Origin of the sequence: Paenibacillus sp. Root444D2, from assembly GCF_001426375.1 — a bacterium.
Classification (GTDB): domain Bacteria; phylum Bacillota; class Bacilli; order Paenibacillales; family NBRC-103111; genus Paenibacillus_E.
Genome location: NZ_LMEO01000008.1, coordinates 66,109 through 80,068, shown reverse-complemented (window position 1 = coordinate 80,068; position 13,960 = coordinate 66,109). Strand labels below are relative to the sequence as shown.

General features: G+C 45.8%; 11 protein-coding genes. 7 read left to right on the top strand and 4 right to left on the bottom strand.

The features are described 5' to 3' along the window. Positions 1-4: 4 nt before the first annotated feature. Complete coding sequence (locus ASD40_RS06885) at positions 5-1,276, bottom strand: sensor histidine kinase (protein ID WP_235549186.1); 1,272 nt, start codon at positions 1,274-1,276, stop codon at positions 5-7. Positions 1,277-1,509: 233 nt separating this feature from the next. On the opposite strand from ASD40_RS06885, the gene ASD40_RS06880 reads away from it, so the two are divergent. From ASD40_RS06880 to ASD40_RS06865, 4 genes are all read left to right on the top strand, one after another. Then, a complete protein-coding gene (locus ASD40_RS06880; protein ID WP_057302593.1) occupies positions 1,510-2,775 on the top strand; it encodes a cation:dicarboxylate symporter family transporter in 1,266 nt (421 codons plus the stop codon). Positions 2,776-2,800: 25 nt separating this feature from the next. Continuing rightward, positions 2,801-4,228, top strand: coding sequence for an aspartate ammonia-lyase (gene aspA / locus ASD40_RS06875; RefSeq protein WP_057302592.1), 1,428 nt, complete (start codon positions 2,801-2,803; stop codon positions 4,226-4,228). 52 nt (positions 4,229-4,280) lie between these two features. Further along, positions 4,281-5,708 carry an NAD-dependent malic enzyme gene (locus tag ASD40_RS06870; protein ID WP_057302591.1) on the top strand — a complete coding sequence of 476 codons (1,428 nt, stop codon included), beginning with the start codon at positions 4,281-4,283 and terminating at the stop codon, positions 5,706-5,708. A gap of 249 nt (positions 5,709-5,957) precedes the next feature. After that, on the top strand, positions 5,958-9,515 hold the full coding sequence (locus ASD40_RS06865) for an Npt1/Npt2 family nucleotide transporter (protein WP_057302590.1): 3,558 nt from the start codon (positions 5,958-5,960) through the stop codon (positions 9,513-9,515). A gap of 483 nt (positions 9,516-9,998) precedes the next feature. Here ASD40_RS06865 and ASD40_RS06860 read toward each other — a convergent pair whose 3' ends face one another. From ASD40_RS06860 to ASD40_RS06850, 3 genes are all read right to left on the bottom strand, one after another. Next, a complete protein-coding gene (locus tag ASD40_RS06860) occupies positions 9,999-10,376 on the bottom strand; it encodes a hypothetical protein (protein WP_057302589.1) in 378 nt (125 codons plus the stop codon). A gap of 41 nt (positions 10,377-10,417) precedes the next feature. Beyond that, positions 10,418-10,777 (bottom strand): hypothetical protein, encoded by a 360-nt coding sequence (locus ASD40_RS06855; protein ID WP_057302588.1) that lies wholly within the window; start codon positions 10,775-10,777, stop codon positions 10,418-10,420. Positions 10,778-11,280: 503 nt separating this feature from the next. After that, positions 11,281-11,688, bottom strand: a complete 408-nt coding sequence (locus ASD40_RS06850; RefSeq protein WP_057302587.1) for a DUF1761 domain-containing protein — start codon at positions 11,686-11,688, stop codon at positions 11,281-11,283. 227 nt (positions 11,689-11,915) lie between these two features. On the opposite strand from ASD40_RS06850, the gene ASD40_RS06845 reads away from it, so the two are divergent. The 3 genes from ASD40_RS06845 to ASD40_RS06835 all read left to right on the top strand — a co-directional run bounded on the left by ASD40_RS06845 (position 11,916) and on the right by ASD40_RS06835 (position 13,955). Then, complete coding sequence (locus ASD40_RS06845; RefSeq protein WP_057302586.1) at positions 11,916-12,374, top strand: hypothetical protein; 459 nt, start codon at positions 11,916-11,918, stop codon at positions 12,372-12,374. 75 nt (positions 12,375-12,449) lie between these two features. Then, positions 12,450-13,223, top strand: coding sequence for a hypothetical protein (locus tag ASD40_RS06840; RefSeq protein ID WP_057302585.1), 774 nt, complete (start codon positions 12,450-12,452; stop codon positions 13,221-13,223). A 78-nt stretch (positions 13,224-13,301) separates the two neighbouring features. Next, positions 13,302-13,955, top strand: a complete 654-nt coding sequence (locus ASD40_RS06835) for a hypothetical protein (protein ID WP_057302584.1) — start codon at positions 13,302-13,304, stop codon at positions 13,953-13,955. Positions 13,956-13,960 lie beyond the last annotated feature (5 nt).

The following is a 13,960-nucleotide window of genomic DNA, read 5'->3' as shown; positions in this document are numbered from 1 at the left end:
TATGCTATTCCTCCTTTCCGATCTGGCTCACTGGTAATGTGATGATGAAATTAGCACCAACCCCGTCATTGCCGATTTGAACCCGTATGGTCCCATGAAGCTGCTCAGTTTCTTGTTTCACGTAAGCGAGTCCTATACCCGTGGAAGGGTTGCCGGATTCATCGTATTTCGTAGTAAACCCTGGCATGAAGATCCGATCATGAAGTTTAGGCGCAATACCTGGACCGTTGTCAACTACACTGATAACAATATCATCTCCGTTTCGAATCACGCTAATCCTGATATAGCCCGACTCCCGAATGGCTTCAACGGCATTAGTCACTAGGTTGTTAAGCAAGGATAAAGTGGCATATACGTGACATAATGGGGATTCACCATCGTTGTTCAGCGAGAATGCAATCTTCTTGCTGAGGGATCTGGCATATTTCTCATTAGAACGTAAGACGATTCCGGCCAATTCATCCATGGGTAAGTAATCACTATCATGTGAAATTAAACCGGACAACCCCGCGTAAATCCGTTGATTATCTTTTTTGATTTCATGAACCTGACCGGCGATTCGGAGCGCTTTTTGCGACAGGTCATCGAGCCCCTGAAGATGCACATCCTTTAAAGACTGATATAGTTCATAGCTAACGCGCGTTATATATTCCGCATTGTGCAGCGTTTTCTTCAACTGAATAGATTCTTCATACAGCTCGGAGATCAGCATGATCATCTTCTCGTTTTCTTTGCGCTGCTGCTCTTCGGCTGCCCTCGAATGGCGCAACTTCACGATATTGAAAATTCCTAGCACGAAAAAACTGCGAAAAAAAGCAATTAAGGCAATCTGATTCCAGGTGGTAAGAGAAGCCATCTCGGTGATGGAGGTATATCGAAACAGCAGTTCTGCCGACGTCGCGGCGATTTCAATCGAAACACCGAGAAAGCCGACAATAAGCGGCCGATTATGATACCGGTTCATACGAACTGCTGTGAAGACGATTCCATAGGTCAGGTAGTAGAAGAATACCGGGTAATGATGATGAAAGGAAGCAGACCAGTTCCAATCCGAGCCAAGGAACGCCTGAAGCCCTGTGCGAAAGAGCGCAACGGATATCCCGACAAGAAGACCTGAGACAAGAGGGGAAGGAGTCCGCAGCCACAACAGGAAAAGGAAGAAGGTTGGGGTGCCTAAACTAACCCGAAACTCATCTTGAAACGGATAGAAATTCAACTCGCCTGCGATCGGAACCGAAATGATCATAAGTATGAGCAGGAACCATTTTTCCTTCAAAGTGTCTTATTTCCCTCCTTCTCACATGAAGTAAAAGTCATTCGACATAGTTTGCGTTATTCCTTCTATACCTATAGCTAGCTTTTATACACCTATATTTTTTGAAAAAAATTATAAAGAGAATTTGTAGATTCATCTAGCTTTCTGTAGATTCCCCATTAAGATGAAAACTATTAAAGCGTTACCAAAAGCTTTCATGAAAAAGAAAGCGCTTAACAAAAGGGGGAATCATCATGAAAAAGTTCGGATTAGCATTTCAAATTTTGTTTGGTCTCATCTTGGGGATTATCGTAGGAGCTATATTTTTTGGAAACCCAACTGTTGAGAGCTACTTAAAGCCATTGGGCGATATTTTCATCCGTTTAATTAAAATGATCGTCGTTCCCATCGTCGTTTCTTCGCTTGTTGTCGGAGTAGCGGGCGTTGGGGATATAAAAAGGCTTGGCAAGCTTGGCGGAAAGACGATTCTTTATTTTGAAATCGTAACGACGATCGCCATTATTTTTGGATTAGTCGTGGCCAATGTGTTGAAGCCTGGAGCGGGCGTCAATATGTCTGCGCTTGCAAAGACGGATATTAGCAAGTACGTCGATGCGACGGAGAAGATGACCAGTCACAGCTTCGTTGATACGTTCGTCAATATCGTTCCGAGAAACGTGTTTGAATCTCTTGTCGCGGGTGATATGCTCGCCATTATTTTCTTCTCGGTATTTCTAGGCTTGGGAATTGCCGCAGTCGGTGAGAAAGGGAAGCCGGTACTATCCTTCTTTCAGGGACTCTCAGAATCGATGTTTTGGGTGACCAACCAAATTATGAAATTCGCACCGCTTGGTGTTTTCGGATTGATTGGTGTGACGGTATCGAAATTCGGGGTAGGCTCTTTGGTTCCACTGGGTAAGCTGGTGTTTGCTGTGTACCTTGGGATGTTCCTGTTTGTGTTCGTCGTGCTAGGCTTGATATCCAAGCTTTGCGGCACAAGTGTAATGACCATTATTCGCATTCTAAAAGACGAGCTGATCCTCGCTTTCTCTACAGCAAGCTCCGAAACGGCAATGCCTAAGATGATGGAGAAAATGGAGAAATTCGGTGTACCTAAGGCCATCACCTCTTTTGTCATTCCTACGGGCTATTCGTTCAACCTGGACGGCTCTACGCTGTATCAAGCCATTGCTGCTCTATTTATTGCTCAAATGTATGGCATTAACATGTCGATCAGCGCTCAGATCACCTTGGTGATTGCTCTGATGCTCACTTCCAAAGGGATTGCTGGTGTACCGGGTGCATCTTTTATCGTGCTGCTGGCTACGCTGGGATCGGTTGGGATTCCGCTCGAAGGACTTGCTTTTATTGCAGGAATTGACCGTATTCTAGATATGGCCCGTACGGCAGTCAATGTGGTCGGCAATTCTATTGCCGCGGTTGTTATGGCGAAGTGGGAAGGGCAGTACGATAAGAAAAAAGGAAAGCAATATGTAGAGTCAGTTAAGAAAGCTGCGTAATTGAAATCACTTGGGGGTTATAACAATGACAACAGCTCAGTTAAGGGTGGAAAAAGATTTTCTTGGTTCAAAAGAAGTGCCCATAGATGCTTATTACGGGATTCAAACATTGCGTGCAGTCGAAAACTTCCCGATAACAGGTTACCGTATTCATGAAGAATTAATTCGTGCGATGGCGACTGTGAAAAAAGCGGCAGCCGTAGCGAACATGGAGATCAGGCAGTTGAACCCTCGCATCGGGAATGCAGTCGTTCAAGCGGCACAGGAAATTATAGATGGTAAATGGCACGATCAATTCATCGTCGATCCGATACAAGGCGGAGCAGGTACGTCCATCAACATGAATGCCAACGAGGTCATCGCCAATCGGGCTATCGAGCTGCTCGGGGGTACGAAGGGAGATTATTTTGCGGTAAGTCCCAATACACATGTGAATATGGCTCAGTCAACCAATGATGCGTTTCCGACCGCGATTCATATTGCCACACTCTCTCAGATTGAGAAGCTGCTTGTGACGATGGAAGAGATGCTTGAGGCGTTTTGCATCAAAGCCGTTCAATTCGACGGTATTATCAAAATGGGCCGGACCCATCTGCAGGACGGCGTACCTATTCGACTGGGACAGGAGTTCGAGGCCTATAGTCGAGTGCTGGCTCGCGATATTAAGCGGATTAAGCAAACACGTGATCATTTATATGAAGTCAACATGGGTGCAACAGCCGTTGGAACTGGCCTAAATGCAGACCCGCGCTACATTAAACGGGTAGTGGAAGTGCTTGCCGAGCTGAGTGGATTGCCGCTTATCAATGCCGAGCATCTGGTGGATGCGACTCAGAATACGGATGCCTACACGGAAGTGTCGTCTGCATTGAAGGTGTGCATGATCAATATGTCCAAGATTGCCAACGACTTGCGATTGCTCGCTTCAGGACCTCGCGCCGGGCTCGGGGAGATTCAGCTGCCAGCGCGCCAACCGGGCTCTTCTATTATGCCGGGCAAGGTGAATCCAGTGATGGCGGAGGTCGTCAATCAAGTAGCATTCCAGGTCATCGGCAACGACCACACGATATGTCTGGCGTCCGAGGCGGGACAGCTTGAGCTTAATGTGATGGAGCCTGTGCTGGTGTTCAATTTATTACAATCGCTTAGCATGATGAATCAAGTATTCCAAGCATTCCGCGTGCATTGTTTGGAAGGTATCGAAGCTAATGAGGAGCGCTGCAAACAATATGTAGAACAAAGTGTAGGCGTGATTACGGCGCTTAATCCACATCTCGGCTACGAAGTGGTGGCGCGAATTGCGCGTGAAGCCATTTTAACAGGAAAGCCTGTTAGAGAGCTTTGTCTGATCTACAATGTTCTGACGGAAGAGGAACTGCAGATTATTCTCGATCCATATGAGATGACAAACCCGGGGATCGCGGGAGCTGAGCTGCTAGAAGGCAAGCAATAAAAGCTGGAAGGCAAGGCTCAATAGAGCAAAATTAAAGGGAGTGAACAGGAACATGTCAGTTCCAAGCGGTGCATCGACTTATATGATTTTTCGGCTTCAAATCGATAAAGAGTTAACCTCACTCGGCGATATCGCTGCTACTATAGAAAAGGCAGGAGGAGATATCGTAGGCATAGACGTCATTTCTTCCAGTCGCACGAGTACGGTCCGCGATATTACTGTGAATGTTTTCGATCAAACACATAGTCAGCTTATCGGTGAGTCTCTTCAAAGTTTAAGCGGTGTAAAGGTGATTCACGTATCCGACCGGACCTTCCTTGTCCACTTAGGCGGGAAGATTGAGATCAATTCGAAAATTCCAGTCAAAAACCGTGACGATTTATCCCGGGTGTACACCCCTGGGGTCGCGCAAATTTGTACCGCTATTGCGGAAGAGCCAAGCAAAGCCTATTTGCTGACGATCAAACGGAATATGATCGCGGTGGTATCCGACGGTACGGCTGTACTTGGGCTTGGCGACATCGGACCATTGGCCGCGATGCCGGTGATGGAAGGCAAGGCGATGCTGTTCAAACAATTCGCGGGCGTGGATGCATTCCCCATCTGCCTTGACACGAAGGACCCGGACGAAATCGTCAGCATCATCAAAGCGATAGCTCCGGCGTTCGGAGGCATCAATCTAGAGGACATATCGTCGCCTCGCTGCTTTGAGATCGAAGAACGGCTGAAGCGTGAACTCGATATTCCTGTATTTCATGATGATCAACACGGAACGGCGGTCGTGCTGCTGGCCGGTTTGTTGAATGCGTTGAAAATAACGGGCAAACAAATGTCAGACATTAAAGTTGTTGTTAACGGCATTGGGGCGGCAGGTATCGCTTGTTCTAAGATGCTGCTTGCTGCCGGAGTGCGTAACTTAATCGGGGTGGACCGCTATGGCGCCATTAACCGAAATACACAGTACGATAATGCGCATTGGACCGAGTTTGCCCAGATGACGAATCCGAACTTGGAAGCAGGGAGCTTGTCTGACGTTATCCAGCATGCGGATGTATTCATTGGCGTTTCCGCTCCTAACATTTTATCGGTAGATGATGTCCGATCCATGGCAAGGGACCCCATTGTCTTTGCGATGGCGAACCCAACGCCGGAGATCGATCCTGAGCTTGCCAAGCCATATGTGAGAGTGATGGCTACAGGGAGATCTGATAAGCCGAATCAAATCAATAACGTTCTTTGCTTTCCCGGTATTTTCCGCGGTGCTTTGGATTGCAGGGCGAGTGAGATTAATGAGGAAATGAAGCTCGCGGCTGCTAAGGCCATTGCATCCGTAGTAACCGATGAAGAATTGAATGAGACTTACATTATCCCCAGCGTTTTTAACCAGAAAGTGGTGGAAAAGGTAAGGGAGGCTGTTGTTGAAGCTGCCTATCGTACAGGGGTGGCACGCAAGAGCATGAGAGATCCCAATAAGGAGTAAATCAGTCCCCGAATAGGGCTCAGTTCTTCACCTTAAAGAGATGATCTGAAAGGAAATCGTCATAGCATAGAACCGTTCCGGTGCTGGAGCGGTTTCTTTGCGTTTTTAGCCAATTGAAGTTGGTTATGCTTCGTCATATTGTGACGGATTTTGTCTCTTTTTTTATATAAAACTAGTTATTTAATCCTAGGACTTCTGGTACAATTTCATTAGGCGCATTTAAGCGTCGATTCTAAAATGAGGTGTATCATGAGCCGTATGATGTTTAGTAAGACCTATCAGTCCTTCTTACTTAAATTCGCTGAAGATAAGCAAGAGTATGGAAAAGTTTTTCTCTTATTCGCTTATTTGTTTTGTGTCGTTTCAGCCTCAACCATCGGGAGAACAGCGGCAGATACGCTTTTTTTAAGCCGGTTTGATAATTCCTATTTGTCCCTGATGTACTTGCCGCAGGCCCTTGTCATGATTATGGCGGGAATTCTTTTTCAGCGATACTCACCGAAGGTTCGGTTGGAGAGTCTCATGAAGATCTTAATACCGCTTATCTCCGTACTGGTTCTAGTATCTAGGTTTGGTGTGGGACTTGAGCTGCGGTGGGTGTTTCCCGTTATCTACATCGGCTATGACGTGTTTAATTTCCTAATGATTGTTTGTTTCTGGCAGTTCGCTACATCCGTGATGAATCAGAGGAAAGCGAAACAGATGATCGGAATCGTAGGGAGCGGGGGGATTACGGGGGGGATTTTAAGCGGTTTTGGGCTAAAAGCGCTCGTTCCGCTCGTAGGCACGGCGAATCTGATTTACTTTTATGCGGGTTTACAGCTGCTTGGTTTGGTGGCCGTTTATTTGATATTAAGTTTCGCAAAGGAAACGATAGAAGCCAAACCGGCGCAGCCTAGGACAACAACGGCGAAGCAGGCCGTACAACGGAAATCAGGTTTATTCGCGAGCGTTCCTCATCTGAAATATGTCGCCATTTTATCCGCAGCACTCGTTTTATCTCTCACATTAATCGATTATCAATTCAAGGTGATCCTGAGAGGGACTTTACAGAATGAGGCCTTGGCTGGATTTATGGGCAGCTTCTATGGGTTCTCCGGGCTGATTGCTTTATTCGTTCAATTGTTTATTTCAAGTCGCATTTTGACGCGATTCGGCGTGATGACTGCCTTGCTAGTTTTCCCGATTACGTTAATTGCCGGCAGCTTCGGTATTTTAGTACTGCCTGTACTGGCTATGGCTGTCATCGTGAAGGGAAGCGATAAAGTTGTTGGCGATACGCTCTACTCGTCAGTGAGTCAATTAGTCATGTTTCCTGTTCCGCTGGAATGGCGGGGCAGAGCGAAGAGCTTCCTAGACGGCATTGTCCGCAATGGGGCCAAAGGGTTAGCGGCCATTTGTTTACTTATCGTAACGCGGCTGCTAGCTCCTGAACAACTGAGTTATATTGTGCTGGTTTTGCTTGTAATTGGGATTGTTGCGGGGGTAAAGGTCAAGAAAGCCTATTTGCATACCCTCTTGTCCAATCTCAAAACAGGGGGAGACGATCTTCAGAAGGTTGAACTCAATCTAATGGACCCAGCCAGTCGGCAAATCCTGATAGATGCGCTATCCAGCTCGGATAATCAGCAAGCTTTGTATGCCTTCGGTCTTATGCGAGAGATGGACTCCTTCGACTTAACACCTCATTTGGAAGGACTGCTGCATCATTCAATTCCTGAAATGTGTATAGAAGCATTGGCCTATGTGGAGCAAAAGGTGCCGGACGGATTCGAACCTATCCTGCAATCCTTGGTGGCAACCGAAAACAATCAGGTGAAAGCGAAAGCAATACTAGCGCTAGCAGCGTATGCCAAAGAGGAATATGTAGACGAAATAACTGTTCATCTAGAAGATCAGTCGGTGGAAGTACAAGCAGCTGCCATTGCTGGATTGGTCAAATATTATAGCATTGAGGGTATGTTTCGAGCCGTCGGAAAACTGAAGCAAATGATGGAAAGCGGGCAGGAAGAAGAACGGATCTCGATGGCTGCTTTATTTGGACAAATTCGTGTGAAAAATTTCTATAAACCGCTGATTTCTCTTTTACAAGACAGCAGTCCTCAGGTTCGAATTCGCGCTTTAGAATCTGCGGCTATTCTCCATGTACCTCCGTTAATTGAACCGATTATTGCCATGTTAAAAGACAGCCAAACCCGGCGCTACGCCACCCAAGCCCTTGTTGCTTATGATGAGCAAGATATTTTACCGCAATTAGCGCCTTATTTGAAACAGAGAGAAATTGGCTTATATTTACCAGCCGTATTCGAACGAATTGCAACGCAGAGTGCCTTCGATATGCTGTTCGATTGTTACGAGGCTGCCAACTATGACATGCGTGATCGTATTTTGGAATCGCTGCTTCGTTTGCACAAGAGATTGCCCTTTGTGGACAGCCATAAAGTAGAGACTTATATTCTTCACGAGTTAAAGCTGCATGAACAGTTTGCTGAACATGGGGCGAGCATAGTTGGGATAGAGGGCTGCGCTGACATCGAGAATATCATTAGAGAAATTCGAACAGCGATCAGTCAACGCATCTTCCAGTTGTTATCGCTCATCTATGAAGAGAAAACGATGCAGGCTGTCTATATCGACTGGTCCGAAGGGGATTCCAGGCAGCAGGCTAATGCAGAAGAAGTGATCGATCAAACGCTGCGAGGAAGCCTACGTACGGAAATGACGACATTCATGTCAGGATCAAGTGTGGTGGCGAGAAATTCAGTAACGGACATGCCGCTCAGCGAACATTTGAACTGGTTATCTGCGCAAGGGGATGATTGGCTCAAGCAAGCGATACAGCATCTCAACGTGAGTAAGTTGGGAACTTCACCGAATGAGGATCTCGCGGATCTGATGAATCGCGTGCATTTGCTCCGTCATGTATCTCTGTTCCAAGGGATGACAAGCAGAGATCTATCTGTTATTGCACGGCGATTACATAAGCTGAGTGTTCAGAAGGGGGCAGTCATCATTCAGGAAGGGGATGTGGGTGACTCCCTGATGATTATGGATGGAGGCCAAGCTGGCGTTTATCGCAACGGGCAGCTGCTGGGCGAGCTGAAGCGGGGAGATTGCTTCGGTGAAATGGCGATTCTGACTCAGGGAGCCCGGACAGCAACCATTCGAGCCGAGGAGGATGTTCTTCTGTGGCGACTGGATTCCTCTGTTTTCTATGATATGATGTTCGATCAGACCAGCATTGCGGTTGAAATGATGAAACTGTTGTCACGTAGGCTGCGGTCCGAATTGGAGCGGGGACAGTCAGCGGATAAGTCTGAACTAGAGCAAGGGCATTTGGAAGTCGCAGCCGCCCTGCAAATGCCTGAAACCAGGCTGAGAGAAGGCTTAACGAAGGACGAAGTGATTTTACGGCGGATCCTTGTGCTGCAAAAAATAGATTTGTTCGTGCATCTAGCTCCGGAGGATTTCTTATGGCTCGCTCAAAGAGTGGAAGAAGTATCCTACCAACCTGGAGAAGTCATCTGCCGCGCAGGTGATTTCGGAGATACGATGTATGGCATTATCGAAGGAAGCGTTCGTGTGCATAGAGGCAGTGAAGAGTACGCGGTTCTACAGGAAGGTGCGTTCTTCGGTGAAATGGCGATTATCGACAGCGGTCCTCGCTCGGCTGACTGTACAGCGAAGGAAGCTGCCGTCCTGCTGCAGCTTCATCGGGATCTGGTGCTGACCTTCTGTTTCCAGAATATTGATGTGCTGCGAAGCATGATGAGAGTTATTGCGGATCGTTTGCGCGGGATGGTTTAGGGAACAGTAACTTCGGAAGGAATGGGGACGATAAACGGATTACGGTTTCCTTTTGGATGAGAGTTTTGGTCAAGCTTGATGCGTAACATGCTAAGAATGGAGAGGATAAATGGCTTATGCTGTCCATTTGGATGGGAGTGTAAGTCAAGATTGATGTGTAAATGCTTAGGATACCTTCTGCTCAAAGTGAAGTTGTATTTTGTACAACATTAGGCTGGCAAATCCGCGTTTTTCCCGCGATTGTTGCAGGAAGTACAACAATTTTTCCCTAAAATAGCTCCGAGGTATGAATGCGGTTAAAATGTTGCACAACATACAACATTGATAGCTCGTTAAGTCAGAAACCAACGAAAGTGTTGTATGTTATACAACTTCAGCTCATGTTTAAGCTCAACCAGCTACTAGCTGGCACTGTAAAAAAGGATGCAAACCATGAATCGGTTTGCATCCTTGGTTGTCCATGAAGGACGACGGAGTCGTTTATCACATGGCGTATACACTTTTGATAATAATTTCAGGTAATTCTGCACGTTGTGCTTCATATTGCTCAGGTGTAATACTGCCGCTGGACAGCCGTAAGTTTAATTGTTCGGTTAACTCGGCTAATTGAAGCTCAATGACTTTCTGAACATCAACTTTGTTGGCTTCGGCAATATCGGCAAGAGATAGCCCATTATACTGGGCAATGTAAATGTCCTCCTCTGAGGATAGCCCCAGTACATGCAGCAGGTCTTCTTTTATAGGAACAGTATTCTGTTTATTTGCAATTGGACTAGCTCTTAAAGGATCAATCCATGTGGTTCCCCCCATGCTTAGGGTAAGGGCCATTGTGCTGATCAGGAGCATTTGCTTCCGGTTCATTGTATCCTCTTTTCTACTGATTAAACATTTGGTCATCATGCTTAGCGCCGCACAAAGGTCATGTGCCAACTGTCTGAACGACTCAAGGATCTTGAGTTCTTGGCTTTATTTACGGCACTTACGAGTAGGAATATAAGCAAATCCTCGCCAGTTGTATTATTAACTAACACTTTACGAGGTGTTAAATCACCAGCTCCGCCTCTGGCTATAAAGACGCCGGTCGAGGGTTCGGCCTCTATTTTGATAGCAAAGGCCTCGTTGTTAAACAAGAAGTTGATATCTCTCAAAATTAACTTTTGTTTACTTTTCACACGAATAAATATTTGCTGCAGCAGTATCGTTTTCCCAGCGCCAACCGAGATTGGTGAGCTGCCGCCAACGATTCCATTAAGTTGAAGCACTATCTCCACCCCCAAAGATCTTGTGCTCTAGTATATTCGAGTGAATGCCAAGTGGAATGGGGGGATATACCTGAATAAACGATTTAGACGATTTTGAAACACGTTAGAGGGAAAAAAAGGGGCTGTCCCAAAGGTCAATTAGACCTTGAGGCAGCCGTATATCCATTTGTCGCATAAGGGAAAAGATAGCTACTCACAGAAATAAGAGTCTTTATGAGCTTCTATTTGCGAAGAAAGTGGTTAATTGAGCGGAATAAGAGCCTTTAGAGGCTCTTATTTGTCGTTGAAATGGTGAAAAGATAGCTACTCACAGAAATAAGAGTCTTTATGAGCTTCTATTTGCGAAGAAAGTGGCTAATTGAGAGGAATAAGAGCCTTTAGAGGCTCTTATTTGTCGTTGAATGGTGAAAAGCTAGCTACTCACAGAAATAAGAGTCTTTGGGAGCTTCTATTTGCGAAGAAAGTGGCTATTTGAGCGGAATTGTGAGTCTATCCCAACAATATTAGGACTGCCAGGCTCCAATGATAATGCCAGCAATCAAGTAGGATACCAAGTGGTAGCCGATGGTGATGAAATACAACTGCAGTTTGCTATTCTCAAACAAATAATTCATCCCGATTTTCAGCGAAATGCTTAGACCGATAAGCAGCCCAATCGTAAGCCCTGTTAACCAAGTTGTCTCACTGCCAAGCGTCAAGAGAAGTGCCAGGATAAAGGCGCCCCCTAATGCAGTTAGTGCCGTGAGGACGTAAGTGATGGGGCCTCCGCTTTTCATCTCTTCCATTTTCATATTTCGCAGTTTGACCCAAGCGTTTCCGAATAAGACCGGTGAATACCACAGGAATCCAAGTATCATGGTGCTTATTGTCGCAACAAGTACGGCAAGGTAGTTTACTACTAATAGATTCAAGATTCTAGCCCCCATTATAGTGAATTAGGTGTATAGGAGCATTGTATCGTGCAGCTTCTTGGTTGTAAAAGCTTATTTACTACATTTCATCTGGTACGAAAGTATACCATCAGACACTGCGAAAGTAGTAGGTATAAATTACTCTAAAGGACGAAGTCACGAATCGTATGGCGAGATACAATAGGTTTGTAAGCGAGATTAGAACAAGAAGGAGGCAGGGCAGCACGATGATTCGTTTGAAACGCAAAGTGATGACTGTTTCACTCGGCCTCTCGACTTTCCTCATTATGGGTACGGCTTACGCCTACTCTGATGTAAGTACGCCTCTGCAAAATTGGTACAAAGCAAGTTTCCAGCAGGGGACGAAAGAAATGAATGCTATGGTCCAACAAGGGTTGGACGAAGCATCTCAATCCTTTAGTGTATCAGCGAATGAATCGGTATCTAAGGCAAATGCCAACTTGAAGAAGATGGCAGATGACACTAGTCATAATGCAATCGATAGCATAGAAGCGGCTAGTCAATTCTATGGTAGTCAAATCGAAAGCGCGGCAGGGCTTGCTAAGACTGGTGCTGCAGTAGATTTCGACAAGTACGTAAGTGCTTCGAAAAGTGCAAATGACCGTGAAATCGATCAATGGGCTCAGGATACGATTCAAGGATTAACGTTGAAGCTGGGCAACTAGTCAGTCATGGTGAGTTATGGGTTCACCTCAGGTGAGCGCAATGAAACAATATACTATTTTAAGGGAGATTGATGAATGATGAAAGCATTGAAAAGTAAATTAGCAATTGGTGTTATTGCAACAGGTTTAGTAGCAGGTATGGGTACAGCTTTCGCAGCAACAGACGCTGGCGGCCAACTTCAAAGCTGGTACTCCTCAGCAACAAAAGCAACAAAAGCACTAGTTGCCGGTGATGTATACGGTTATGTAGAAAGTAACAAAGCTAAGCTTGTATCCGACTATAACACCATTAATAACACAGCAGTTAATGACGTGAAAACAGCTGGAACAACTGAAACAGCTCGTGTACAAGGTTCCATCAACGGTCAAGTTACCACATACTCGAATGCTATTGACAGTAAAAATGCAAGCATCAAAGGCAACATGCCTGGCGAGTACAACAATGTTGTAAACGAAGCAAACAATTTTAACAATGGTGTTGTATGGGGATTGGGTGAAGCTGGTAAATTTGACATCAAAAAAGATGTTAACGCTCAAGGAACTTCATCAGTGAAAAGCCTGGAAACGGCTGTAGGTACAACTCAAACTCAAGCAGCGACTACTTTGACTAAGAAAATCGAAGATACGAAAGCAGAACTGAACACTTTGCTTGCTGCTGAAAGAACAGCTGCATCCCAAGAAATTAAAGACAACTTGGCTGCTAAAATCGCAGCTAAATTAGCAGAACTTCAAACATTTGCTGATACTCTAGAAACAGCAAACAAAAAAGCAATTACGGATAAAGGTGCTTCCCTTGAAACTACTGGTTTAGCAGCGTTGGAAAGTATCGTAATCAACGGATTGAAATAATAACATAGGCGAACAGGCCCCGGTGACGGGGCCTCAAGCTTACTTTTATATTCACTAAGAGGAGAAGGAGGAATTCATATGGTCACCAGAAATGAAAAGCAACGCAACCTGAAATCCAAACGGATTGTCGCAGCTGGAATTGTTTCTTTAACTGTTGTACTTACGGCGTCGGTCGGAATTTCCTATGCGGATATTGATATTGCGGGCTCCATGGCAGCTTGGTTCAATAAGAAAACAGAGCAAGTTATCCAAGGCTTGGATCAATCGATGAAGTCAGAGACCGAAACGCAGAAGGAACTGTTGAAGAAAGAATTGCAGCTTCGACTCGAAGCATCTTCCAGAAGTTTGGAATCATTCACGGAGGAGCAGAAGCGAATTCGTCTTCAGGCTCTTGGACAGTATGCGCAATCCTTGCTCGCCAGAACGGATATCAAGACAGCACAAGATCGTCAGCAAATCTTGAATAAGCTCCAAGCGATTGTGGATAGTGCGCAGGGGGCGATGGATACTTTAGCGAACAGCTATGTTCCGCCTGCACTCGTGTTCACACCAAGCCCGCCAGTTGTCTTAGTTCTGCCACCAGGGGCACCGGCACCGCTGCCTGCACCAGCAGGGCCTAATCAGCCACCAGTGCCAGTGCCTGCACCGCAGCCACCAACAGTAACGGATGATGTCTATGGGCAGCAACCAAAACCAGCAACCGTGGTTCATGCCACGTACAATCAAGAATAATTAGA

Excerpts from the sequence above, each read along its gene's own strand:
- ASD40_RS06880 (WP_057302593.1), top strand. The coding sequence starts at position 1,510 with ATGAAAAAGTTCGGATTAGCATTTCAAATTTTGTTTGGTCTCATCTTG.
- aspA (WP_057302592.1), top strand. The coding sequence starts at position 2,801 with ATGACAACAGCTCAGTTAAGGGTGGAAAAAGATTTTCTTGGTTCAAAA.
- ASD40_RS06870 (WP_057302591.1), top strand. The coding sequence starts at position 4,281 with ATGTCAGTTCCAAGCGGTGCATCGACTTATATGATTTTTCGGCTTCAA.
- ASD40_RS06865 (WP_057302590.1), top strand. The coding sequence starts at position 5,958 with ATGAGCCGTATGATGTTTAGTAAGACCTATCAGTCCTTCTTACTTAAA.
- ASD40_RS06860 (WP_057302589.1), bottom strand. The coding sequence starts at position 10,376 with ATGAACCGGAAGCAAATGCTCCTGATCAGCACAATGGCCCTTACCCTA.
- ASD40_RS06845 (WP_057302586.1), top strand. The coding sequence starts at position 11,916 with ATGATTCGTTTGAAACGCAAAGTGATGACTGTTTCACTCGGCCTCTCG.
- ASD40_RS06840 (WP_057302585.1), top strand. The coding sequence starts at position 12,450 with ATGATGAAAGCATTGAAAAGTAAATTAGCAATTGGTGTTATTGCAACA.
- ASD40_RS06835 (WP_057302584.1), top strand. The coding sequence starts at position 13,302 with ATGGTCACCAGAAATGAAAAGCAACGCAACCTGAAATCCAAACGGATT.